General features: G+C 30.0%; 26 protein-coding genes. 25 read left to right on the top strand and 1 reads right to left on the bottom strand.

Annotated features, from left to right (window positions below):
- Positions 1 to 38: 38 nt before the first annotated feature.
- The 11 genes from pckA (at position 39) to ABJD66_RS11870 (ending at position 10,796) form a co-directional block, all read left to right on the top strand.
- Positions 39 to 1,655 carry a phosphoenolpyruvate carboxykinase (ATP) gene (gene pckA, locus ABJD66_RS11920; RefSeq protein ID WP_100894792.1) on the top strand — a complete coding sequence of 539 codons (1,617 nt, stop codon included), beginning with the start codon at positions 39 to 41 and terminating at the stop codon, positions 1,653 to 1,655.
- A gap of 383 nt (positions 1,656 to 2,038) precedes the next feature.
- Positions 2,039 to 3,211 (top strand): hypothetical protein, encoded by a 1,173-nt coding sequence (locus ABJD66_RS11915; protein ID WP_348131868.1) that lies wholly within the window; start codon positions 2,039 to 2,041, stop codon positions 3,209 to 3,211.
- 134 nt (positions 3,212 to 3,345) lie between these two features.
- Positions 3,346 to 3,981: a DUF998 domain-containing protein gene (locus ABJD66_RS11910; protein ID WP_348131865.1), complete on the top strand. Its 636-nt coding sequence runs from the start codon at positions 3,346 to 3,348 to the stop codon at positions 3,979 to 3,981.
- Between the two features lie 83 nt (positions 3,982 to 4,064).
- Positions 4,065 to 4,793 (top strand): hypothetical protein, encoded by a 729-nt coding sequence (locus ABJD66_RS11905; RefSeq protein WP_348131862.1) that lies wholly within the window; start codon positions 4,065 to 4,067, stop codon positions 4,791 to 4,793.
- Between the two features lie 95 nt (positions 4,794 to 4,888).
- Entirely contained in the window at positions 4,889 to 5,533 is a 645-nt protein-coding gene (locus ABJD66_RS11900; protein ID WP_348131859.1) for a hypothetical protein, read from the top strand.
- A 21-nt stretch (positions 5,534 to 5,554) separates the two neighbouring features.
- Positions 5,555 to 7,069 (top strand): hypothetical protein, encoded by a 1,515-nt coding sequence (locus tag ABJD66_RS11895; RefSeq protein WP_348131856.1) that lies wholly within the window; start codon positions 5,555 to 5,557, stop codon positions 7,067 to 7,069.
- A gap of 180 nt (positions 7,070 to 7,249) precedes the next feature.
- On the top strand, positions 7,250 to 7,879 hold the full coding sequence (locus ABJD66_RS11890) for a hypothetical protein (protein WP_348131853.1): 630 nt from the start codon (positions 7,250 to 7,252) through the stop codon (positions 7,877 to 7,879).
- Between the two features lie 149 nt (positions 7,880 to 8,028).
- Positions 8,029 to 8,607 carry a hypothetical protein gene (locus ABJD66_RS11885; RefSeq protein WP_348131850.1) on the top strand — a complete coding sequence of 193 codons (579 nt, stop codon included), beginning with the start codon at positions 8,029 to 8,031 and terminating at the stop codon, positions 8,605 to 8,607.
- A gap of 16 nt (positions 8,608 to 8,623) precedes the next feature.
- On the top strand, positions 8,624 to 9,376 hold the full coding sequence (locus tag ABJD66_RS11880) for a hypothetical protein (protein WP_348131847.1): 753 nt from the start codon (positions 8,624 to 8,626) through the stop codon (positions 9,374 to 9,376).
- 12 nt (positions 9,377 to 9,388) lie between these two features.
- Positions 9,389 to 9,925: a DUF4269 domain-containing protein gene (locus ABJD66_RS11875; protein WP_348131844.1), complete on the top strand. Its 537-nt coding sequence runs from the start codon at positions 9,389 to 9,391 to the stop codon at positions 9,923 to 9,925.
- A gap of 76 nt (positions 9,926 to 10,001) precedes the next feature.
- The gene (locus tag ABJD66_RS11870; RefSeq protein ID WP_348131841.1) at positions 10,002 to 10,796 is read left to right on the top strand and encodes a CPBP family intramembrane glutamic endopeptidase; all 795 of its coding nucleotides are present in this window, start codon (positions 10,002 to 10,004) and stop codon (positions 10,794 to 10,796) included.
- A 10-nt stretch (positions 10,797 to 10,806) separates the two neighbouring features.
- Here ABJD66_RS11870 and ABJD66_RS11865 read toward each other — a convergent pair whose 3' ends face one another.
- Positions 10,807 to 13,119: a DNA topoisomerase 3 gene (locus ABJD66_RS11865; RefSeq protein WP_348131839.1), complete on the bottom strand. Its 2,313-nt coding sequence runs from the start codon at positions 13,117 to 13,119 to the stop codon at positions 10,807 to 10,809.
- 300 nt (positions 13,120 to 13,419) lie between these two features.
- On the opposite strand from ABJD66_RS11865, the gene ABJD66_RS11860 reads away from it, so the two are divergent.
- The 14 genes from ABJD66_RS11860 to ABJD66_RS11795 form a co-directional block, all read left to right on the top strand.
- Complete coding sequence (locus ABJD66_RS11860; protein WP_348131836.1) at positions 13,420 to 14,409, top strand: hypothetical protein; 990 nt, start codon at positions 13,420 to 13,422, stop codon at positions 14,407 to 14,409.
- Positions 14,410 to 14,628: 219 nt separating this feature from the next.
- Positions 14,629 to 15,183, top strand: a complete 555-nt coding sequence (locus ABJD66_RS11855; RefSeq protein ID WP_348131833.1) for a hypothetical protein — start codon at positions 14,629 to 14,631, stop codon at positions 15,181 to 15,183.
- Between the two features lie 144 nt (positions 15,184 to 15,327).
- Complete coding sequence (locus ABJD66_RS11850; RefSeq protein WP_348131830.1) at positions 15,328 to 15,903, top strand: hypothetical protein; 576 nt, start codon at positions 15,328 to 15,330, stop codon at positions 15,901 to 15,903.
- A gap of 187 nt (positions 15,904 to 16,090) precedes the next feature.
- A complete protein-coding gene (locus tag ABJD66_RS11845; protein WP_348131827.1) occupies positions 16,091 to 16,570 on the top strand; it encodes a hypothetical protein in 480 nt (159 codons plus the stop codon).
- Positions 16,571 to 16,586: 16 nt separating this feature from the next.
- On the top strand, positions 16,587 to 16,808 hold the full coding sequence (locus tag ABJD66_RS11840) for a hypothetical protein (protein WP_348131824.1): 222 nt from the start codon (positions 16,587 to 16,589) through the stop codon (positions 16,806 to 16,808).
- A gap of 146 nt (positions 16,809 to 16,954) precedes the next feature.
- Entirely contained in the window at positions 16,955 to 17,791 is an 837-nt protein-coding gene (locus ABJD66_RS11835) for a hypothetical protein (protein ID WP_100894776.1), read from the top strand.
- A 163-nt stretch (positions 17,792 to 17,954) separates the two neighbouring features.
- Entirely contained in the window at positions 17,955 to 18,536 is a 582-nt protein-coding gene (locus tag ABJD66_RS11830) for a nucleoside monophosphate kinase (protein WP_348131820.1), read from the top strand.
- Between the two features lie 415 nt (positions 18,537 to 18,951).
- A complete protein-coding gene (locus ABJD66_RS11825; RefSeq protein WP_348131817.1) occupies positions 18,952 to 19,293 on the top strand; it encodes a hypothetical protein in 342 nt (113 codons plus the stop codon).
- A complete protein-coding gene (locus tag ABJD66_RS11820; RefSeq protein ID WP_348131814.1) occupies positions 19,290 to 19,748 on the top strand; it encodes a hypothetical protein in 459 nt (152 codons plus the stop codon). Before ABJD66_RS11825 ends, ABJD66_RS11820 begins: the two co-directional genes overlap by 4 nt.
- Before the next feature lie 131 nt (positions 19,749 to 19,879).
- Positions 19,880 to 20,794, top strand: a complete 915-nt coding sequence (locus ABJD66_RS11815; RefSeq protein WP_348131811.1) for a VOC family protein — start codon at positions 19,880 to 19,882, stop codon at positions 20,792 to 20,794.
- Positions 20,795 to 20,963: 169 nt separating this feature from the next.
- Positions 20,964 to 21,749, top strand: a complete 786-nt coding sequence (locus ABJD66_RS11810; RefSeq protein WP_348131808.1) for a hypothetical protein — start codon at positions 20,964 to 20,966, stop codon at positions 21,747 to 21,749.
- 123 nt (positions 21,750 to 21,872) lie between these two features.
- A complete protein-coding gene (locus ABJD66_RS11805) occupies positions 21,873 to 22,406 on the top strand; it encodes a hypothetical protein (RefSeq protein ID WP_348131805.1) in 534 nt (177 codons plus the stop codon).
- Positions 22,407 to 22,613: 207 nt separating this feature from the next.
- On the top strand, positions 22,614 to 23,039 hold the full coding sequence (locus ABJD66_RS11800; protein WP_348131802.1) for a hypothetical protein: 426 nt from the start codon (positions 22,614 to 22,616) through the stop codon (positions 23,037 to 23,039).
- Positions 23,040 to 23,204: 165 nt separating this feature from the next.
- Positions 23,205 to 23,737: DUF4253 domain-containing protein (locus ABJD66_RS11795; protein ID WP_348131799.1), on the top strand; the 533-nt coding region annotated here is incomplete at its 3' end.

Genomic DNA, 23,737 nt, shown 5'->3' with positions numbered 1-23,737 from the left:
TTTTTTTTTAGCTTTGCATTAACATTAAAACTAAAACTATGAGCACTTATAGTCCAGACACGAAAACGATTTCGTTGGAGGAATATGGTATTACAAGCACTGACATTAATTATCAATTATCTCCGTCAGAATTGCACAAAATAACTTTGGAAAAAGATATGGGTAAAGAAGCCTCTTCTGGAGCTTTAGCAATTAATACTGGCGAATTTACAGGTAGATCTCCTATGGATAGATTTATTGTAAAGGATGATGTAACTGCTGACAAAGTTTGGTGGGGAGATATTAACATTCCTTTTGCACCAGATAAATTTGATGCACTTTATGACAAAGTGATTGATTATCTAAACGAAAAAGAACTTTATGTTAGAGATGCTTACGCATGCGCTGATAAAGATTACAAGTTAAACATTAGAGTTATTAACGAGTACCCTTGGTCTAATATGTTTGCTTACAACATGTTTTTAAGACCAACTGTAGAAGAGCTAAATGGCTTTGATCCAGAATGGACTGTTGTTAATGCCCCTGGTTTTATGGCAGATCCAGAAGTAGATGGTACACGCCAACACAATTTTGCAATTTTAAACTTTACAAGAAAAATTGCTTTAATTGGTGGTACTGGTTACACAGGAGAAATTAAAAAAGGTATTTTTTCTGCGTTAAACTTTATTTTACCTGTTTACAAAGACACATTGCCTATGCACTGTTCTGCAAACGTTGGTAAAGATGGTGACACTGCTATTTTCTTTGGCTTATCTGGTACAGGTAAAACTACCCTGTCTGCAGATCCTAACAGAAAATTAATTGGTGACGATGAGCACGGTTGGACAAACGAAAATTCTGTTTTTAATTTTGAAGGTGGTTGTTACGCTAAAGTAATTAACCTATCTGCAGAAAACGAACCAGAAATTTTTGGTGCAATTAAAAAAGGTGCCATTTTAGAAAACATTGTAATGGATGATAAAGGTGTTGTAGATTTTGCAAACACTTCTATTACACAAAACACAAGAGTTAGTTACCCTATTTATAATATAGAGAACATACAAGAACCATCTATAGGTACTAACCCTAAAAATATATTCTTTTTAACAGCAGATGCTTTTGGTGTACTGCCTCCAATATCTAAACTAACTCCTGCACAAGCTGCTTACCACTTTATATCTGGTTACACTGCTAAAGTTGCAGGTACAGAAGCTGGGGTTGTAGAGCCGGTACCATCTTTTTCTGCTTGTTTTGGCGCACCTTTTATGCCATTACACCCAACTAAATATGCAGAAATGCTAAGTGCAAAAATGCAAGAAGCAGGTGTTAATGTATGGTTGGTTAATACTGGCTGGACAGGCGGACCTTACGGTGTTGGTACACGTATGAAATTAAAGTACACACGTGCTATGATTAATGCTGTATTAAATGGCGATTTAGGTTTATACTCTTATGATAAATACCACATACACTCTGTATTTGGTGTTGCACAACCAAGAGAGTGCCCAGGTGTACCTACAGAAGTACTTAGCCCAAGAACAACTTGGAATGATGATGAAGCATACTACAAAACTGCTTTTAAATTGTCTAACGCGTTCCGCGAAAACTTTGCCAAGTTTGAGTCTTACGCTAATGAAGAAATTAGAAGAGGTGGCCCACAACGCTACGCCTTTTAAGCATAACACTGTACTTAGTACAGCTTAATAATTTTAATTACAAAATCCAGAGGAGCTAGCTTCTCTGGATTTTTTGTTTTTAAAAATGTACGTTTCATCAATTATAACAAAAAAAGAACTTTTACATTTATTTGCATTTGTGAAGTGAATAAAGCCTAAAACCTAAGTGAGTGTGTTTATAGCATATGGGAAAAATAAACGTAATACATTGAGGTTATTAGGTGGTTTTACACAATTATGAAGAAGATTACATCATTAATCCTATTTTCTTTTCTGCTACCTTTATGAGTGTCTTTTTACACGCTACGTTTATACAAAATACAATTAACAAAAATATACTGTAACATTTTAGCGAGTTAATTGTCTTATGAATAAACTAACACATGAAACACTTATACTTAACTATTACATTATTATTTATACTATTTAATGCATATTCTCAGCAAACACTCTCCGAAATAATAAAGAAAAATACTTCAACTTTTCATTATCAGGATAATCAGTTTAAGGGAGATGGATGGGAAGAAATATTGGGTCAAATAAAAGAACACAAGAATGTTCTAATTGGTGAAGATCATTTCTTTAATGAAATTCCGTTATTTATCTCTAAAGCAACATCACAAGTAAAATTTGACAACTTTTTTTGCGAAATAGATCCTTATTCTGCAAAAATAATTGAACAAAAGATACATACCTTAAATGAAAATGAACTTACACAATATGTAAGTGACCTAAGTAGTAATCTTTCATTTTCTTTTTATTCTATGGTACCTGAATTTAATATGCTAAAAGGTTTAGCCCAAGCTAACACAAACATAATTGGCACAGACCAAATTATGTTAACTGCAGATAAACTAATGGCAATAAAATTACTTGAGATAACAAAGAATGAAGTTGCTAAAACAATATATGAAGATATAAAAAAGAGGTCTGATGAACATTTTCAATTATTTATAAATAAAAAAGGAGGTCCCTATTTTTTTTCTGAAAAGTTTGAACAAAACCTTAAAAAACTGGAAACACTTAAATTAAGTTTAGAAGAAAAATTGATTATAAAAGATTTAAAGTTATCTAGAGAAATATATATTACACAAAATCACTATCTAAGAATTCAATTAATGAAAAATAATGTTTTCAAAAATATTGGACTTTTAAAAGAACATAAAAATTTATTTAAATATGGAGCAATTCATATAAATAAAGGCGAGAGTATATTGGGTGGTTATGACATTGGTAATTTTGTTTCTAATATAACTGATGCAAATTTTGACTCTTCTTTACATGTAATGATAATAGGCAAAAATGGAACACAAGGAATTCCTTTTAGTAAGGAAGTTCAAAAAATAGATTTAAATAGCAAAGATTTAAAACATTATAGTGTGTTTTTTGAAAATACAGAAGGAAAAGAATGGCACTTGTTTAACACATCTAAAATTTTAAAAGGTGTAAATTCTAACAAAATAAAAATAGACAATAAGGTATTGCTAAAAACATTAAAAGGCTTTGACTATATAATTGTAATACCTGAAGTTAGTGCCGCTTTAAACATAAATTAACCTTTGTGAAATTAGCTATTTAAACCCAATACATAATATTTATTTTTAGCCAACTTACAGGTCAAAACTAGAGTACTTATTATCCCTACTAAATTTTATACATAAACGCCTTACCAACAATTTAAAAATAATAAATGAGTAACAAAACAGTATATGTAATAGGTGTATTAGCCACAATCATATTTATAAGTAGCGCTCTTATTGGAGGTTTATTAATTGATGATTACAGTGTTACTAGCCAATACATAAGTGAAACTTATGCAGTAGATACAGAATATGGGGTATGGTTAAGAATCTTAGGTTACATACCTAGTGGCATCTTATTTACTATTTTTTGCTTTGTTGCAATTAAGTATTTCCCTTCTTCTAAATTAATAAAAACTGGATTTTTGGGTGTTGGTGTATTCTATGGTATTGGAACTATTGTAACGTCAATATTTGCTTGTGATAGCGGTTGCAATCCCGAATTTATAAACCCAAGTATTTCGCAAGTAATACATAATTTATCTGCCTTATTAATATATGCCATTGTTCCTATAAGCATTATTATAGCAGGTATTGGTTTAACAAAATTCTCTAAATACAAGGCTCTTTCTTTTTCATCTATTATTTTAGGTACTCTAAGTGCTGGTTCTGTTTTTTTATTATTTTCTAATCTTCAATCAGATTTTTTAGGCCTATACCAACGAGTTATCGAATTATTAATTTTAACTTGGGTATTGATATGTGCTTTTAGAATAAAAAAAACAGGCAATAATGATCTTAATTGATATAATTTTTGACATTTAATCTAAGTTAAATACTAATTTCTTATACCAACTATAATACTAACCACTTGCTATAACACAAAAAAATGAAGTTTTTAATTATCATTGGAATAGTTTTACTGATTATAATTTCTGTTTGGTATGCTAAAAAGACTGGTGTAAATTCTGAATTTCACAATAAACAAAAAGCACTAACTGTTTCTGACACTATAGATAATCCTTTAGATTTTGGATACAAGATGGTTTGGATTGCTGTAAAAACAAATCAGAAAAAAAGACTTGCTGAAATTATTAAATTAAAAAGCATTAAACCGGCAAATTGGAAAAGTGGTATTAAAACAGCTTATGAGGACGGAATTTACATTACTCCGCAAATTGGAGAATGGACCTTAATTACCGGAAATAGATTGGTAAACAAAGGAGATAACAAAGAAAATATGGCTGCCTTAGAAACTCTCTTAAATTATTTAAGTGCAGAGTTTGGAGAAGCTCAATTCTTTGGTACCAACCGAGTAGTAGAATACCATAGTTGGATGAAGTCTAAGAATGGAAAAATGGAACGGATTTATTCGTATCTTGGAGAAAGTATGGAAAACATTAAAGTGTTTGGACAACCAACTGATGCCGAGGACCAATTAACCCTGTTTAATTCTTTCTCTAAAGATGCTGAGAATGAAGCATATTTTGAAAGACAAGATTTAACCTATGCAGATGAAATGTTAGTTATGGAGATTGCTGGTAAATGGAGTGTAAATCCTACTATATTATCTAAACGAACAGATATAAAGAAAGAATTAGGACTAGCAGGAAAATAATTGTTTTAACCAACAAACGTAGCCTTGCACAGTCTTCTAATGCTTGTATACACTGTCAGTTTTTTAAGATTTAAAAAAAATATTATGATAAAACTATGAAAATAAAATTTTCATCAATTTTAATTCTAATTACTCTTATTTCTTCTGCTAGTTATGCCCAAAAAACAAACAAGTTTAAAATGACTAAAGAAGTAAAGCAATTGATAGAATTAGGTAGAGATTCTATTATTAAGCTGGCTCTGCCTTTGGTCGATAAAAATGTAAGCTTAGAAAATTTTTCTAAAACTAGCGTACAAAGTAACGGCACAGAGGTTTATGTTGCTTTTTCTAATCCTGTTATGTACTTGCCATTAAATACTGTTTTTTATGACCATGTTGGTGTAAATTTAACTACTGGATCTGGTTACAAAAGCACCGTTGCTAATCCTGCAGGTTATAATACTCAAGAAAAAACACCTTATTATTTACAAACAGAATCAATTAAAAAAAACATAGCGTTTATATGTAATGCCATAGACTCTTTTAATTACGCAGATATAGCCAATTTTAATGGTAGTATGCGCATTTTAGAAAAAGAAAACCATTACAACATTAGTGTTGTATCTGAAACGCAAGAATCATGGTATAAGGTTAAAAAAGTGACTGGTAAAATGTTTGATGAAGGTCACGCTCATCTAGAGCTACCACCAATTACAGAGGATAAACAAAATACGTTTAAAGAAGTACTTTTTAAGGAGTAAGAATAATATGCAGAATTAAGAATGAATAAATTACCCTTATTTTTTTTATTATTTTTTCATTTAGCCATAGTTGCACAAGACCAGGAATCTGTTTATCAAAAGATTGAAAAACACATTTTTAAGGACAATATTCTATTTCGCAACGTAGACACTAGTTTTACCGCCAACGAACTTATAAATAGCACAATAACCCAACAAGGTGCAAGCAATTCTAAAAGTGACATCTATTTTGTAAACAACAAGTACTACATCACCATTAACGCATCCGGAAAAAAAACTTTAGGCACTTATAAGTTTAAAGTACTTCATAAAATACCTATGATTATTCTTTTTGGCAGATCTGGTGAACAGGATACAAACTATAAGGCTTTAGTTGTAAAACAGAACAATAATAAATATAAAGTTGATTGGAATTACTATAAGAATTACACATATACCCAAACAAGAAAAGCCTACAGGGACTCTCTTATTTTAATTGATAACGAAATAGTTAACGACATTAATTATTACAACCCAAATATTAGTTTTGATGTCCTTAATTCTAAAATAGGCGTTACTCTAAATGGTAAAAAAATTATTGATAATGTTTGTGATTCCCTTAAAATTTATGGCAGTATGGCCGCCGTTTTCAAATCAGATCAAACATCATTATATAATTTAAAAGGAAAATTACTATGTAAAAATATAAAGTCATTTTACCCATACTCAACCATATATCATCAAGTTATAGATGCAAAAAATGAAATGTATTTTATAGACTCTTTAGGTGCTACTTATGATAAACCTGTAAAGCAAAGGACTATGTGGGGTAATGATAGTGATCCAAATACGAGTACAACATATTACACTTTTAAAAATAAAATTCTTAAAGTCAGACACAAATCTTTTAGTCTAACCAAATACACAGAATTAAGCCGTAAAAAACTTGACATTTTTAATGACTCTACTCAATCTATTATGACTATGAGTATGTTAGAATACGATGTTAAAAGTATAAATCAGGATAAAAAATATTTAAAACTTAATGAAATAGAGAATCTTGCTCGTGACAAAGAGCTTGAAGATTTATTTTTATTAAAAAAAATATTTAAAGCAGACAAATACAGAGAAAAATTAAGCTATTACCTACTATCAGATATTACAACTACTACAATACAGCTACCTAAAGAATTTAAAAAAGTAAGGTTTGTTAATAATAATACAACAGAAATTAGCGCTGAAGATTATTGGTATTATAACGGTTTTTACAAGCCACTTAAACCAAGTTATATTGTTGTTAAAAAGAAAAAATCATTTGGCGTTTGGGACATAAAAGAAGAAGAAAATAGTATTCTTTTTAATTACAATAACATCACCCCAAAAAAAGGAACTCACCTACTTTTAGAAAAAAATAATTTAGTTACGTACTACCCGTATATTGGTCTAACTCCAAAATATGAATATTTAAGTGACTATATAGAAAATTACGCTAGGTTTAAATACCCTAATGGTAAAAAAGGATGGGTAAGCAGAGAAGGAATAGAGTATTGCGATTAAAAAATAATAAGTAACAACATTTATAAACAATACAACGTTTTAAATAAAAAGAGACTGTTTTAAAAAGTCTCCCTCCCATTTAATAAACGCTATATTTAGACAATTTATATCCAAAAAAATCACATAATTCATTTTAAAATTAGGATCTCAAATTCTTAACCAAAAAACAACCGTATTACAATGTCTAACTTAAACGAAATAAAGAAAAATTATTCAGTTTTCACTACCGATAAGCTATTAAATATTGCTAAAGAAATAGACGGTTTAAAACCTGAAGCTATTGTACTACTACAAGAAGAGTTAATTAAACGAAATGAGTTAGAGGAAGCTTCTAAAATAACCAAACACCTTATAAACCAAAAGAACGAGCAAGAATTAAGAGACAATTTTGATCCTGAAAATTATATTAAAAAAGAATTAGAAGCTGGAGAATCTATTGAAAATATCAAATTTAAGCTGAATACAATGGGCATAGATATGTTTGATGTTATAAAGAAAGAACAGTCACAAGAAAATATAATTGTAAACTATATTGAATCTAAAAAACTTGAAGGAGAATCAAAAGAAACAATAGATAATGATTTGAAAGAAAACTTTAATGTTGACTCTAATTATTTAAATGAAGTAAAAAATAAATTAAGAGAAAAAGGAAAAAAGAACATAACAATTGGTATTGTATTACTGGTTGTTTCTATTTTAATTAATATTTTTTTACTTACCAAAGGAAGCATAAGCATACCTGCAATATTACTTTTTGGTTTAGGAGTTTGGAAATTAGTAAAAGGAGAGCATCAATTAAGAAAAAATTAAAAAAAACATTTAAACAAAATCTCCTAAATTTATCATTTAACACACAACTAATCTACTAAAAAAGCGTTAGTTACTACTGTAGTGTATACAAATTACACCTTAACCAAACTGTAAAAAAGCATATTACTGCTTTAAAAAAACCAAAAATTATGGGTTACATTAAATTAATCTTATTTGCTATTATGCTAGTTGTAGGTATTATAAGTATCATTAACTATTACCAAGGCAAAGGAGATATGAAAAGGACACAAGCCAGTATTTTAGAAAACTTAACCCATGATAGAGTCCTCACAGAAAAAGAAATAGACAGTTTAAAAAAGCTATACAAGATTAAATTAGAACGAAATACGCCTGTATATTCTATATCTGGAACTGTTGGGTATATTGTTTTTGAAACCAATGGTCAAGGTCAAAAAGAATGGCAAATTGGAGGTGTTATAATTGCAAATAAATCTGCTAAAATTTTAGCTAAAAAAAATATTGCTCTTGAGCAGTTTATTGTAAACGATAAAGATGTAAATCCTAAAATAGAAGCTCTTAATAAGGAACTAGAAGCAAACACTATAACCGAAGAAGAAGCTACTGCAAAAGCTAATATTATATTTGAGAAGTATACAAACAACACTATAGAGTTTGTAATAGCAAATCCATCAAAAAAAGAAAAACCTGTTTACGTATTAAGCTATAAGAGTAATGATATGGTTACTCCTGTTAATTTGTTAGCTTAGTGTAATAAAACAACCTATGAAAACACTTTTAATTTTTATTTTAACAATAAGCACAATGAGTTCTTTTGCACAAAAAAAAGATTCGTTAATTTCTGCTTTTGGAACCAATTTTAAGCTGTATAAAAATTTAAATACAAACACTTTTGAGGTACATAAGAATGATGAAAAAGTGATTTTTAAAAACCTAAAAACAGCTGTACGCTTAAATGGTTTTTTACAAGTTTTAGATGAAAAAAATAGTATGTTTTATATTAACGAAAATGGCGTTAAAGTAAAAGAAGCTAACTTAATAACAGAAGTTTGTGGCACAGTACCAAATTACACCTATAAAATACTACGCAAAAACAATACATTTATTGTAACAGAATTAGTGGGTTACGATGGTGAAGAAAACGTTACACCCAAAGAAATTGAAAGTATAAGTGCTGCGGGAATTGATAAGATTAATTTTCCGAATGGAACAAAAAAAGTAACGTTTGATGCTAACGAATCTATGTTTTACGCTACAGAAATATTTTTAAATGCTGTACTAATTAACAAAGGCAAAAAACAAGGTGTTTTATACAACAATACGCTACGTTATTTTGATGCTGTAACCTACGCAAACGGCATTTTAAAAGTACAGACAAACAATAAGGTTGGGTATTACAACATTACAAAAGTTAAATACAAAGATGTAGAGCCTTTTGTTAACGGATTGGCTAAATTTACAACCACCAATAATAAAACAGGTTATATAGACGCTAACGGAAACGAGTATTACGATTAAAAGCATAAAGGCTTGGCAATAAACTTTAAAAACATAGCATACCTTAAACACGGAAACCAAAGACAAAGATTGGCTTTTTCTGAGTTAAACAAATATAAAATTCTAGAAAAACTTAAAAAGTACAATCCTATTTTAACTGGTACAATACCAATAGATATTGATATTGCAGAGAGTGATTTAGATATTATTTGTGAATGTAAAAATAACGCTGAGTTTTTAGCATACTTGCAACAGGAATTTTCTACTTATAAAAACTTTAAAGTTTACACCACTTTACAAAACAACATTACAGCTACAATTGCAGAGTTTAGAACAGAGCATTTTTTGTTTGAAATATTTGGTCAAGATATACCTACAACCAAACAAAATGCATACCTGCATATGGTTATAGAGCATCAGATTTTACAAGAAAAAGGAGTTGATTTTAAGCAGCAAATAAAAGAATTAAAAAATAGCGGCATAAAAACAGAACCCGCTTTTGCTAAATTATTAGGTTTAAAAGGAGACCCGTATGCTGCATTACTAGAACTTAAAGACAAAATACACTAAAAACAACTTTGTTTAGGCAACGTTATAAGCGTTATTAACGTCTAGTAAGTAAACAACCTTACCAAGACCATTTGTTATGACCAAAAAACAGTTCTGGAATCAGCTATTACTTTTTATTACAGCTCTACTTTTAATTTTAAGTACAAGAGAATACCTATCATACCTTTTCATTCAAAAAAAAATTGAATCCTATGCCATACACACACTTTTAAATATTTGTGCCAATTTAATTTTAATTGTTGTTTCTTACTTTTTTATTCAAAAAAATAAGCTTGGAGAGTTAGCAGGGCTTCAAAAAAGAAAAGTAAACAAATGGTACCTGCTACTATTTCCTCTAATATATTTAGTACTCTTAAACATACTAATTATAGATGTTGTAGATATACAAACATTGCTACCAAACGTATTGCTTTTTTTAACATACTGTATTTCTATAGGCTTTGCAGAAGAATTAAGCATTAGAGGTTTTTTACAATCTCACCTTATAAATTACTTAGGCAACACGCGTAAAAGTAGTATTATCTCTGTTTTTACCGCAGCACTCTTTTTTGGTGTTATTCATCTTTTAAATTTTGATACCGGTATTTATGGCGAGTTGGCACAGCTTATTTACGCTACTTTTATTGGTGTAATGTTTGGCTTTTTATTAGTAATAACAAAAAGACTATACCCTTTAATTATTGTGCACACCATAATAGATTTTGTAGCAGATTTAGATGTTGTAGGTATGCCTATTAAAGAAAAAATAAGCGAACTTATGTCTTTAGAGACTGCTGCACTAATTACAGTATTAGCCTTGCCTTGTTTTATTTACGGCATATTTTTAATGACAAAATACAAGCTTGTAAAAACTACTGCTAGTAATGCTTAAAAAAGCATTACTACTTTTTACTTAATAATTTATACACCAGTTCTTTGGTTAAAGGTTTGTCTGCTGCTTTTTCTCTTAACAAACTAAAAGGGTACTTAAAATCACAGCCATTTTTATAATTACTACAACCATAAGCTGTTTTGCCTTTTAGCACACTACCTGTAGTACAAACAGGGCACGGCATTGGGTCTGGAACCTTTGGTTGTTGCTCTTTTTTCGGCTTTACAACGGTCTTTTTTTCTTCTAACACCAAGCTAAAATCATCATTAAAACGCAACAAACCTTCTGTGGTTCCGCTATCTGTTTTAAAACCCTTTAAATTTACTGTACAGCCTTTATCTAACAAACGTATGTATTGCTTTTCTGATATTTTTTTATCCATAAAAACAAAAGGCAACACCAAAGTACAGCCTGTTTTATAAGCGCTACAACCGTAAGCAGTTTTCCCTTTTAAAAGTTGACCTTGTTTGCATTTAGGACAAGGTTTACCCTGCATTGCTGCCGTTTTCTTTTCCTTTTTGGGTTTTGGAGCTGCTGCTTTTGCTGCTGCGTGCGATATTTTTACGTGCCTTTTTTCTGTACGCACCTCGTACACCAAATCATCAATCATTTGCTTCATGTTCTTTATAAAAACACCAGCATGGTAATTGCCACTTTCAATTTGCTTTAATTGTTTTTCCCACATACCAGTAAGCTCGGCAGAAGTCAACAATTTATTTTTTATAATATCTATAAGCTGTATGCCAGTTTGGGTTGGCAACAACTGCTTTTTTTTACGCTCTATGTATTTGCGTCTAAAAAGTGTTTCTATAATATTTGCCCTGGTAGACGGTCTTCCAATACCGTTTTCTTTCATCAACTCTCGCATTTCATCATCATCTACCTGCTTACCTGCGGTTTCCATTGCACGCAGCAAACTAGCCTCTGTGAACTGATTTGGTGGCTTTGTTTCCTTTTCTAAAAACGATGGCTCATGCGCTCCTTTTTCGCCCTTTACAAATGTTGGTAAAATGCCTTTTTCTGGTTTGTTTTTAGCATCCGGATTTTCAAAAACTACACGCCAACCTTTTTCTAAAATTTCTTTTCCTGTAGTTTTAAAACTTACCGTATCTACCTTACCTACTACCGTAGTGTTAGCAACCTCACAATCTGGATAAAAAACAGCAATAAAACGTTTGGTAATAATATCATACACTTGTTGCTGACTGTATTGCAGGTTCATTTCTACACCTGTAGGTATAATAGCGTGGTGGTCTGTTACTTTTTTATCGTTAAAAACCTTGGTAGATTTTCTTATTTTACCCGCTAATACGGTGGTTGTTAAATTTTGATATTTGGTTAGCTTTTTTAAAATTCCGGCTACTTTTGGGTACACATCATTAGGTAAAAAAGTAGTATCTACCCTTGGGTATGTTACCACTTTTTGCTCGTATAATTTCTGAACTATTTTTAAAGTCTCATCTGCAGAAAACCCAAACTTGGTATTGCAATACACCTGCAGCCCAGTAAGATCAAACAACTTAGGTGTATACTCTTTTCCTTTTTTCTTGGTTATAGATGCAATTTCAAAATCGTTTTCTTGTACTTTTTTAGCAAAAGCCTCACCTTCTTCTTTCTTTAAAAACCTACCTTCCTCACAATTAAACAAGGTATCTCTATACAAGGTTTGCAGCTCCCAATATGGTTGTGGTTTAAAATTTTCAATTTCTTTAAACCTATTTACAATCATTGCTAAAGTAGGCGTTTGCACACGCCCAACAGAAAGCATTTGTTTGTAACCACCGTGCTTAACGGTGTACAAGCGTGTGGCGTTCATCCCTAAAAGCCAATCCCCAATGGCTCTAGAAAAACCTGCGTAGTATAAATTATCATACTGTGTAGAGGGTTGTAATTTAGTAAACCCTTCTTTTATGGCCTCTGTAGTTAAAGACGATATCCATAAACGCTGTACCTCACCTTTGTACTCTGCCTGGTCTATAACCCAACGTTGTATAAGCTCCCCTTCTTGCCCAGCATCACCACAGTTAATTACAACACTAGCTTTGTCAAATAATTTTTTTACAATGCCAAATTGTTTCTGAATTCCGGCATTGTCTACCACCTTAGTTTTAAACTTATTAGGTAGCATTGGCAAGTTATTAAGGTCCCAACTTTTCCAGTGTGGTTTATAGTCGTTAGGCTCAAACAAGGTACATAAATGGCCAAAAGTATAGGTTACTGCATAGCCATTGCCCTGGTAATAGCCATCATGTTTGGCATTAGCACCTAATACGGAGGCAATTTCACGGGCAACACTTGGTTTTTCTGCAATACATACTTTCATAACTAAAAACAAAAATAGGTTTTTATTGGTGGTTTTTTTTAGGGTTGGTACAGAAAGAAATTAACAAAAAGCAAGCCTTAGTGCTGCTTTTACTACCAAAATAAAAAAACTAATACCAACTATACTAAAAAATTACCCAATTACACATTTCCGTAATTAGGGTATAAAAAATAGTTTTACATTGTAGGAAAATTTAACAACCAAAAAAAAGTACTAGCAAGCCAAATGTGCGTTTACACAACCATATTGGCGGAATAAACGCAATGATTTGAGTTTATATATAGTTGGGCAACATAAAAAATGACGCGTAAAAAAATAATAGTTCCTTCAAGATTAACTTTTCAGAACTCAATTGATTTTGTGAAAAATTTGCGCGCTTTAAAACCACGTAAAGAAATTAATTTCGACTTTTCAAATTTAGTAACAATTGACCCTTTTTCATTACTTCTAGTCTCTAGTGAAATTCAGAGATGTAGGAGTCGACTGAAAGAATCAAAATTCTTGGCAACTAATTTTGAACATTGTTCTTACGCAGCTCATATGGGATTTTTTCAAGCTTTTGGAATGAATTTCGGCAAAAAACCAGGAGAAGCTAAAGGCAGTTCGACTTATATCCCGATTAATATTTACAATACACAAGAAATTAAAAAAGATGCTCGTGATTTAATGATTAATCCCGCTGAATTTTTAGAATCGAAAGCAAAGGAGATTTCTAATATTTTAACTCGTAGTGAAAGTGGAGATTTAAATGAAGTTTTGACTTATTGTTTACGTGAGATATTTAGAAATGTAATAGAACATAGTCATTCAGAACAATTTGGATTTTGTGCTCAATATCTACCTTCATTAAATAGAGTTTCCTTTTCTATTATAGACAGAGGAATTGGACTGAAAGAATCTTTAGAAAACAATCCTACTCTAAATTTGAATAATGATGAAGATGCAATTAGAGCAGCTTTAAAACCAGCTACTTCTGGAAAGGTTTATAAAGGTCAGAAAAATAAACCAAAAGGGGAATGGGCTAATTCTGGATATGGTTTATTTATGACAAGTAATATTTGTAAAAGAGGTGGTGGTTTTTTTATTGCTAGCGGAGATTTTGGATATTACACATCTGAAAATAAAGAAAGAATATTGGAAACACCATTTAAAGGAACTGCTTTGAATTTAGCACTTGACACAAATCGAATAAAAAACTTGTATACTATGTTAAGAGAAATAGATAACAATGATATAAAATCGAAAAGCAAACCATCAAAATCCTCAATGGGCTTAATGAATAAAAAATAATACGTTGCCTAACACCGCATATAATTTATTTGCTAGTTCTAGCCTACTTACAAAAATCCTCGCGGATTTTCTATTTGGTTTGTATTTGCTAACTTTAGTGCTTAAACACGCAACAAACCATATATAAACACGTTAGTAGCAATTTAAGCCAACCATTAACTAATGAAATATTTCATATCATTAATATTACTTATTATCATCTTGACTTACGGACAAGTAATGAAAACTGAATTTCCTCTTGCTCTGAATATTGCGTTGGTAGTTTCAATTTTAATGACAGCTATTTTATGGGAATATTCCGCTCTGAATAAAAACTATGAATCTGACTTTAAAATGCGAAGTCAGCGAAAAGTATTCGGAATATTTGAGTTTATTAATGCTATTGCTTGGACTTTATTGTTATGGTTTGGAAATGATAATTATAGAAATATTATTTTTTTAATTTTTATATTTTGGACATTTCCGATAACCGATTTAATTATGTGGTTTATTTATAAAAAGAAAAAACCATTTACGCTTTTTATAAAAGACAATGACTTGATTTTAAACAAACGTTGGACTCAAAAAAGAAATCTGACTGAACTCACTCAAATCCGATTTGACCGATTTAGTAAAAATTTAAAACTTGATTTCAAATCAAAATCTGAAATCTCAATAAAAACAACGGAATATAGAACTGACGAAATCCAAACTTTATTAGGAATTCTAATTGAGAAATCGGAAAATGAAGTTTTTATCCCGAATAATTATAAACCGAAAATAAAAAACAGCTGATAACACCGTATAAAATAATTACGGCTTAGTGCTTAAAAATAGGTAATTGCGTGTTTGGCTGCATCTGATTTTCCTTCCGAAAATCAGATGCAGCCAAACCCGTAACTATTCTTATACATAAACGTTGGCAGTAATTAAAACCAAATGAGAGACCTACTAATTTTATTAATGTTTTTTACTTTCAACGAACTGATTTCGCAAGAAATAATCGAAATGAAAGAAGTCTACATTGAGAATAATTTGGTTTATAAAAACGCTACTGACCAACTGTTTTCTGGAGTTGCTCAAAGCAAACGGAAAAACGGACATTTAGTTTATGAAGAGGAATATAAAAATGGAGTTATTCTGTCGAGTAATCTATATTATAATGGAAAAGAAATAAGAGTTTCCAATAAAACGATATATAATCCGAATAAACCATTAGCCCTTTCAAAAGAAATTAAATATCATTTGGATGGCGAAATTTTTGAAACTACAACTTATAATGATGACGGAATAAAAATCCTTGTTGAACAATTTAAAAACGGAAAACTGACTTATAGTTGTCAATATTTAGGAAAAAAGAAACACGGACTTCAGTTTTGTTATGGAGAAAACGGAGAGAAAATGACATATCGATGTGAATTTATTAACGGAAAGAAAAACGGAACGGAATACTACCTGAATGACGACGGAACTGAAACCAAAAAAGAATATCGAAACGGAAAGAAAATAAAATAACTATTGCCAACTATACTAAAAAATTACCCAATTACACATTTCCGTAATTAGGGTATAAAAAATAGTTTTACATTGTAAGAAAATTTAACAACCAAAAAAAACAACTAGTAAGCCAAATGTGCGTTTATACACCCATATTGGCGGAATAAACGCAATGAATTGCGTTTATATGTAGTTGTAACACATTTTGAGAAACCTCTTAACATACATATTAACTTTTGCGATTTGTTTCGGATGTTCTGAAAAAGACACAGAATGGAACTCTGAAAAGAACGCAACAATATTCTTTGGTTCTGAACCGAAAAATGAAAAATTCACTCTGACTTTTAATAAAACTGATAAATCTCTGAATTATAAATATGTTAATCAAATTGACACATCAAAAACGATATCAATAAGAAAAAGCACAGATTCAGATTCTCTTCTTTTCGGATTTGAAAAATTTATAAAGACTAATAAAAAACCTTTTAGAAATAAGAAACTTAATGATTTAGAATTTGACTATTACGATTTGGAAAATCCTGTAACTGACGGAACTGGACCAATATTATTTAATTCAAAATATGGACTTCTTGCAATAAATAATGTTTTTGGACCAACCATTATATTTCTTGATAAAAAAGATAATACTCTGACTGAAAAAATAATTGACAAACTGAATGAGTAAAGTTTAATTCAAAAAGATGACAGAATTTATAATAATATTGATTTTAATTATACTCTTTGGAGGATTTTTGTATTGGGCATACTTACCTGATTATAAAAGAAATCCTAAAGAATTTTGGCGAACATTAATCGGAATGCCTATTGGAATGTTACTTGGCGGAATTGGATTTACAGATTTGAACGAAAAAATAAAAAATTGGGCTTTGAAAAAAAGTAAAAAAAATAATAACGAAAAATAAAAAACGTGTTACAACAACGTATATAATTTATTGCTTGGTTCTAGCTTACTTACGAAAATCCTCGCGGATTTTCTATTCGGTTTTTATTTGTTAACTTAGTTGCTAAACCACGCAACAAACCATATACAAACACGTTGTATATAATTATGAAAAAACTATTACTTCCATTTATACTAATCGCATTATCATTAAACGCACAGCAAAAAGAAACTGTGGATTTAAAGTGGAAAATAAGCGATACGCTGACTTATAAAACAGTAATGCGAAATATAGTTCTAGAGAAAAGCGAAGAACAAACCGAGAACGATTCTATTTCAAAAAAAATGAGCGGAATGTTTAAAGCAATGCAAGAACAATTATCTAACTTGAAATACGAAACAAAACTATTTCCTGACAAAAACGGAAATGTGGACATTGCTATGATGCTTAAAAAAGAGAAAGCAGACACAACCAAAACTTTATTTTCAGGAATGGCTAAAATGAATGGAAATGTAGTTTTAAGAGGGAAAGTAAGTCCTGATGGAGAATTGTTGAGTTTCTACTACAAAAGTGCTCAAAACAACTTGATTTCGATATTGTTTGAACTTCCGACTAAACCAGTTTCAATTGGAGACCAATGGGAAGTGAAAGTTGATATGATTTCGATGGACCAAAACTTTAAAGCGGATACACTTTCCAAAAAAAACGTGGTAAAACTTAAAGACATTAAAAGCGATAACGGAAAAAAGATTGCTGTTGTCGAATATGATATTGAAGAATTCGTTTCTGGAGATTTCGGAAATAGAATTATGAATATGTTTTCTAAAAATAAAGCTGATAAAAAAACATTTATGAGAATGTCCCACAAAGCAATAGCTGAATTTGATTTAGAAAAAGGATATTGGATATCATATGACGGAATTATGGACGTTGAAACTAATTTTTCGCTTATGGGAATGGGTGGAAATAAACGAACTGAATTTAAACTAACTCCTGAAAAATAACTGTGGGCAGCAATGGCTATAATTATACGGTTTTTAGGCTTTAAGCTAAGGGCTGTGTTTATTTAGAATGTCCGCCAAATCTTTTGGATTTGGCTTTTAAAAAAATAAAACAACTAGCAAGTGTGCGTTTATACACTAGTTAGGCACAATCTGAAAAATCACAATGCGAAAACTAAATATCCTTTTCCTCGACTGGAGACTTTCAAGAAGTTTAACGGAAAGTGCATTGTCCTCTGAATTGAATTCTTCAGTTTTTAATTTAACTAAATTATTAAAGGAACAATTGAGGAATAATGACGATTTGGGGAAAGAAATGATGAAATTGTTAGAAGGTGGAGAATTACTTACAACGGAAATTATCGGGAGGTTTATCTCAAGAAATTTAAAGACAATCAATGGAGATATAATACTACTTGAATACCCAAGAACTTTGGAACAATATGATGGATTAAGAAAAGTCTTGAAAAATGACAACATTGAGTTTGAAAACATCTGGTATTTTAAACAACGTGAACCAAATCAATTTATGAAAGAACATTTTGAAAATCCAAAAGAAAAACAATTGATTGATAAATATGGCTTGGAAATAATTGAAAAATGGGAAACGGAATTTAAGAAAAGACGTGAACAGATTATTGAAATACAAAACGTATCTGATAAAACTAAATGGAAAATAATAGAAATGGATTATGTTGCGGATTTAAGTGTTGAATATATAAAACAGCGGATAAAAGACTGTACCTAACAAGGTGTATAAAACATAGCTAGTAAGTGCTAAATCCTACGATTTGTGCTTATTTGCAAAGACCGCCAAATTTTTAAATTTGGCTTTTAGAATAGAAAAATTAAAAACAAAACATAAAAATTCGGCTCTGTGTTAATCCGAAAAGCTAGTGTCTTTTTACATACTACGTTTCATACACAGAACGTTACCCAACATTTGAAGAGACATTGAAAAAACGAAAAATTATATTAATACATCTATTGTCATTTATAGTATTAACAGCAATACTGATTTTTTCATCTGAACCTTTACTAAATGTATTTGCTTCTGGAATTCACAATGTTAGAATGTGGTTGAATTTAATAATTTATGGGACAATTGGAATTTTGATTTTGACTATTATTTCTTATCTGATTTTCCTAAAAAAACGAACTGAATGAAAAAAAGACCTGTTTTAATTTCAGCAATAATTCTGACCTTAGTTGTCGAACTAATTTTAATGATTTTGGTTTATAATAAAGTTGGCGGAGAAAGACTTCCTTCTCAAATGGGAAGATTTACTGTTCAGCTAATTTTAATCATTTGGGTTTTGTACAATAAATCTAACATCGGATTATTTTTACTAGCTGCTTATCATATTGTTTCTGGACTTTTTGGAATGTATTTAAAAGGTTCAGCAGAATTACTAGGTCAAATATTAATTGGGTTTCATATCTTAATTGGAATAATAATTTACTTTCACGATTGGATTGAAAACAAAATTGAAATAAAAGTATGATTGAGTTTTTAAAAGGAGGAAAAACTCTTAATGGAGTTAAAATGGGAATGACTATCGAAAATTTATATTCCATTTTAGGAAAGCCCACAAATGTTAGTGGAGAAAAAAATTATGGTTATATACATTATGGAGAATATCGTTATGGATTTACTGATGATATAATTAATGAAATGGCAATTGAGTTTAAACTGATTGAAAAACCATTGGAGTTTCCAAATTTAGAATACAAAAAATATGACATTTCACTTTTCGAAAATTTTAAAATCAAATCCAAAAGCAAAATTCATAAAATAATGGGATTTATCAATCACCTTCAACTGAATTGGAAAGCAAAAAGTGGAATTGACAAAGATTCCTTAACAATAAAAATTGAGAATGGACCATATATAGTTTTTAACATCTATGACGGAACAGTTGATAAAATCTCAATAGTTGACGGACATCAAAAAGATTAAAAAACGTTGGGCAACAACACCTATGCGATAATACGGACTTTAGGGCTAAATCGAAAGATTATTGTTTATTTGGTATGTTACCAAAGATTTAAATTTAGTATTTTAGAAAATATAAAAACAAAACATAAACTTTGGCTAAGTGCTTAATCGAAAGAACAGTTCTTTTTTATTACCGTACTAATCATAGCCTAGACCGTTACCCAACATTTGAAATGAACAATCGTAATTACATTATAATTTTAGTTTTAATATTAAGTTTATCGTCTTGTAAGGATGAAAATAAAGAACAAAAAACTAATAGAATAACTGAAAGTGTTTCGACTGACTTAGATGTTGACCATTTTAATATTTGGGTTAAAAATCCCAAAACGACTAAACAGAGATTAACCGAAATTGGATTTACTTCTGTTCCTGATTCACTTTCTCAAATTCATAAAGGACAAGGAACAGCAGGAAGATATTTCAATTTTTTAAATGGCTATCTCGAATTAATTTTTGTTTATGACCAAAACGAATTGGAGAAAAATAATAAGAATAATAAAAATTTAGATTTTACAGAAAGAGCCGACTTCGAAAAAAATGGAGCCTCACCTTTTAGTATTGCTCTAAAAGTAAAAGATTATGACTTAGAAAAAATTCCATTTGAAAAAGTTATTTACCATCAAGATTGGATGGAAGAAAATGCAAATATTTTTTCAGCCAAAAATTCAAAGACACATCTTAAAGAACCTTCAATTTTTGTTATATACCCTGAAATTGAATCGGATAAATTTGAAACATTAGCTGACTTAAAGAATATCCCAGACGAATATGCATTTGCACGTGAATTTTATAAACATCCAAACGGAGCAAAAAAAATCACAAATATTATTATTACATCAACCGATTTAGATTTAAAAACAGAAACAATTAAAACACTTAACAGAATCCAAAACTTAACAGTCAAAAATGGAACTGAGCATTTAATGGAACTGTATTTTGACAATAATATTCAAGGTAAATCATTTGATTTAAGACCTGAATTACCATTGATTGTATATTTATAAAGGATAAAAAATGTGTGTTAACACCGCGTATAATTAATTACTTGGTCATTGCCGACTTACGAATCACGAAGCGTATGGACTTGCGGACTTTCTATCTGTGATTTATTTTCTAAATTAGGTGTTTAAACACGCAACTAATCTTATACAACAACGTTACAAAACATTAAAAATGAATCGCTTATTAATAATATTATTGATTTTTATTTTAGCTTCTTGCTCTTTTACAAATAAAGAGAAAAAGAATAAAACCGTTCAAAATAAAACCACACAAGTCTTATCACAAACAGAAATAATTGAATCTGTACTTAATCAACTTAAAATTGAAGAAAAAGATTGTAAGACTGAATTAATTGCTATAAAAAAAATACCAAGAAATGATACTGAAAGTATACTAGTTATACCTGAAATAGTTTCTGAAGACGAGCATTTTTTCGAATTAAATAGTCATATTTTAATAATAAATAGCAAAACAGGAAAAATAATAAGCAAGTTTTTTGAAAGTTCTCAAACTAATGAATGGGTTTCTGATGCTTTACAAATGGTTGAAATATCAATAGATACAGCACCTTATATCGTCCAAAAAGGAAAACGAGCATTTGGAATAAAAGTAAGACATCTTGGAAGTTCTAAACCAAACCCATATGAAATCGAAACAATTTCATTATTTATAAAAAATAAAAAAAAATTAAATCGAGTTTTAAAAAATTTCGAGATAAGTGACAATTCGGGAGAATGGGATACAGATTGTGCAGGGGAATTTAATACTGAAAAGAAAATACTAATAATTTCAGATATTATAACAAACGAATATTACAATATAATTGTTAAAAATAAAATAATTAACTCCAAAACCTTTATCAACAAACAAGGAGATTGTGACGAAAAGGAAAAAACTCAAACTATTAAGACAATACTTAAATTTAAAGATAATGGATACATCGAAAACGTTTTGTAACACGGTATAAAAAACATAGGGTATTTATGCTTAACCACGCAACAAACCATAGACGAAACCGTTAGTCACAATATGACGAAAACCCTAATCCGAAATATAATAACGAAGATTCATTTCTACTTTTTGGGATTTGCTTTACTGAATTTCACGCTGAAAAGCACGATTGAAATAAGTCTGAATTATAGACTTGCTTACATTATAAACTTGTTAGTTTATGGAAGTGGAATTATTCTCTTTTTCTGGTATTTAAAACCATTTAAGAAAATTGGATTTTACTTAAGTTTTTATGTCTTTACGCCAATTTTAACTTTATTATTCAGGTTGTTTGGTGGAATATTTTTTGCAATTCTAACTTCTACGATTCTATATCCAATTTATCCAAATGAAATAAAAGCGGAAAACGAAAAGATTGTGATTTATAGCAAACACCAAGGATTTATGGGAGCTTGTTGTCCTTACCAAGTGACAGAAAAAAAATACTGGCTGATGGAAAAGAAAAAAATGGAAATAAATCTACAAGGAGTAATTGATTTTGACAAAGCTGTTCTGAAATCTGAAAATGGAAAGTCGGAATTAAAAATTAAGTATAACAAATATGAATTTGGACCTGAAAAAAGTATGGAAACGGACACAATAATTAAAATAGAAACTGAATAAATAATGTGGCTAACAAAACCTATAATTAATGCGGTTTTTAGTACTTAACCCAAAGTTTAGATATTTTAACAAAGTCCGCCAAATCTTTTGATTTGGTATTAAAAGAGAAAAGATAACCTTAAGATAAAAAGTTACGCTAAATAATTAACCAGAAATAAACTACTTTTATTTTCTGTACTAACCTTATATAAACACGTTAGCAAATATATGAAGACACTAGTAACTTTATTGGTAATATTTGTATTTTCAAACTGCTTTTCACAAGATTTTAAGCATTTCGAAATTAAAAGATTAAATTCGTTTGGAATCGAATTGGATTTAGACAATCAAATGAATGAAAGTTATAATTTTGATCTTAACACAATTCTGAAGAAAGAAAGAAAAAGAAGAAAAAATAAAACTGCTGGAATAATTTTTACCTCATTAGGTGCATTAACTACAAGCTTTGGAGTTCTGATATTGTCTAATAAATCTGGAAATGATGAAGGAAAAGCTATTCAAGGATATATAGGAGGAATGTTTGTAGGAACCGGAATTGTTAGCGGAGGCATTTCAATTCCTTTTTTTAAATCAACAAAGAAAAGAAGAAAAGAACGAGACAAACTGATTGAAAAATATGCTATTGAAAAATAACTAGTACCTACAATTTTTAACCGCAATTACGGCGAATTCGATTTTGGCCGAATCCATTTAAAATTGCTAATGTCTGTGCTTAATCTAAATTTATGGCTAATTTACCTGTAACTGACGTTTATACGAGACCGTTGTGTGCCATTTAAAAACATCATTGATAAAATTATGAAACAACTGATTTACGGACTATTATTATTTGCTTTCCTTAGTTGCGGACAGACTTCAGTAAATTTCTCAAAATCTGAAATATTATTATTTGAAAATGTTGGCTTTGACAAAGAGATTTTGTCTGACTTAAAAAAAGCAGCTGCTGAAGAATTTTTTCTATTAGAAATATCCGAACCTGGATATATTATTGACAAAAATGGAACGCAAAGTAAAACTGGAATCGAAAAGTTAAATGGAATTTCATTTAAAACATCCGAAAAACGGGCGTATGAAATTATTCTAGAAAATAGATTGGAATTGAAAAGTAAAGGTTATCAATTGTTTTTATCAGAAAGCGGATACGAAAGTCCTTCAACCGTTTCTGTTATTAAATCAATGGACAAATTTGATATTCTTAAAACTCAAAAAACCGATGGAATTAATTTCGGTATTGAGAACAAAGATGTTATAGAAAAGCTCAAAGTTTGGGACAAGAAATATGGAATTGAAATATTAGGAGCTGATTATGACTGGGTTGACTTAACATTTAA

This window comes from Cellulophaga sp. (assembly GCF_039943695.1).
Taxonomy (GTDB): Bacteria; Bacteroidota; Bacteroidia; order Flavobacteriales; family Flavobacteriaceae; genus Cellulophaga.
The sequence above is the reverse complement of the archived record's forward strand: the minus strand, read 5'-3'. Positions and strand labels throughout refer to the sequence as shown.

Coding starts and splice junctions, on each gene's coding strand:
- ABJD66_RS11885 (WP_348131850.1), top strand. CDS start 8,029: ATGGGTTACATTAAATTAATCTTATTTGCTATTATGCTAGTTGTAGGT.
- ABJD66_RS11865 (WP_348131839.1), bottom strand. CDS start 13,119: ATGAAAGTATGTATTGCAGAAAAACCAAGTGTTGCCCGTGAAATTGCC.
- ABJD66_RS11840 (WP_348131824.1), top strand. CDS start 16,587: ATGACAGAATTTATAATAATATTGATTTTAATTATACTCTTTGGAGGA.
- ABJD66_RS11800 (WP_348131802.1), top strand. CDS start 22,614: ATGAAGACACTAGTAACTTTATTGGTAATATTTGTATTTTCAAACTGC.
- ABJD66_RS11850 (WP_348131830.1), top strand. CDS start 15,328: ATGAGAGACCTACTAATTTTATTAATGTTTTTTACTTTCAACGAACTG.
- ABJD66_RS11830 (WP_348131820.1), top strand. CDS start 17,955: ATGCGAAAACTAAATATCCTTTTCCTCGACTGGAGACTTTCAAGAAGT.
- ABJD66_RS11900 (WP_348131859.1), top strand. CDS start 4,889: ATGAAAATAAAATTTTCATCAATTTTAATTCTAATTACTCTTATTTCT.
- ABJD66_RS11810 (WP_348131808.1), top strand. CDS start 20,964: ATGAATCGCTTATTAATAATATTATTGATTTTTATTTTAGCTTCTTGC.
- ABJD66_RS11860 (WP_348131836.1), top strand. CDS start 13,420: ATGACGCGTAAAAAAATAATAGTTCCTTCAAGATTAACTTTTCAGAAC.
- ABJD66_RS11895 (WP_348131856.1), top strand. CDS start 5,555: ATGAATAAATTACCCTTATTTTTTTTATTATTTTTTCATTTAGCCATA.
- ABJD66_RS11890 (WP_348131853.1), top strand. CDS start 7,250: ATGTCTAACTTAAACGAAATAAAGAAAAATTATTCAGTTTTCACTACC.
- ABJD66_RS11835 (WP_100894776.1), top strand. CDS start 16,955: ATGAAAAAACTATTACTTCCATTTATACTAATCGCATTATCATTAAAC.
- ABJD66_RS11905 (WP_348131862.1), top strand. CDS start 4,065: ATGAAGTTTTTAATTATCATTGGAATAGTTTTACTGATTATAATTTCT.
- ABJD66_RS11880 (WP_348131847.1), top strand. CDS start 8,624: ATGAAAACACTTTTAATTTTTATTTTAACAATAAGCACAATGAGTTCT.
- pckA (WP_100894792.1), top strand. CDS start 39: ATGAGCACTTATAGTCCAGACACGAAAACGATTTCGTTGGAGGAATAT.
- ABJD66_RS11915 (WP_348131868.1), top strand. CDS start 2,039: ATGAAACACTTATACTTAACTATTACATTATTATTTATACTATTTAAT.
- ABJD66_RS11855 (WP_348131833.1), top strand. CDS start 14,629: ATGAAAACTGAATTTCCTCTTGCTCTGAATATTGCGTTGGTAGTTTCA.
- ABJD66_RS11870 (WP_348131841.1), top strand. CDS start 10,002: ATGACCAAAAAACAGTTCTGGAATCAGCTATTACTTTTTATTACAGCT.
- ABJD66_RS11820 (WP_348131814.1), top strand. CDS start 19,290: ATGATTGAGTTTTTAAAAGGAGGAAAAACTCTTAATGGAGTTAAAATG.
- ABJD66_RS11825 (WP_348131817.1), top strand. CDS start 18,952: ATGAAAAAAAGACCTGTTTTAATTTCAGCAATAATTCTGACCTTAGTT.
- ABJD66_RS11910 (WP_348131865.1), top strand. CDS start 3,346: ATGAGTAACAAAACAGTATATGTAATAGGTGTATTAGCCACAATCATA.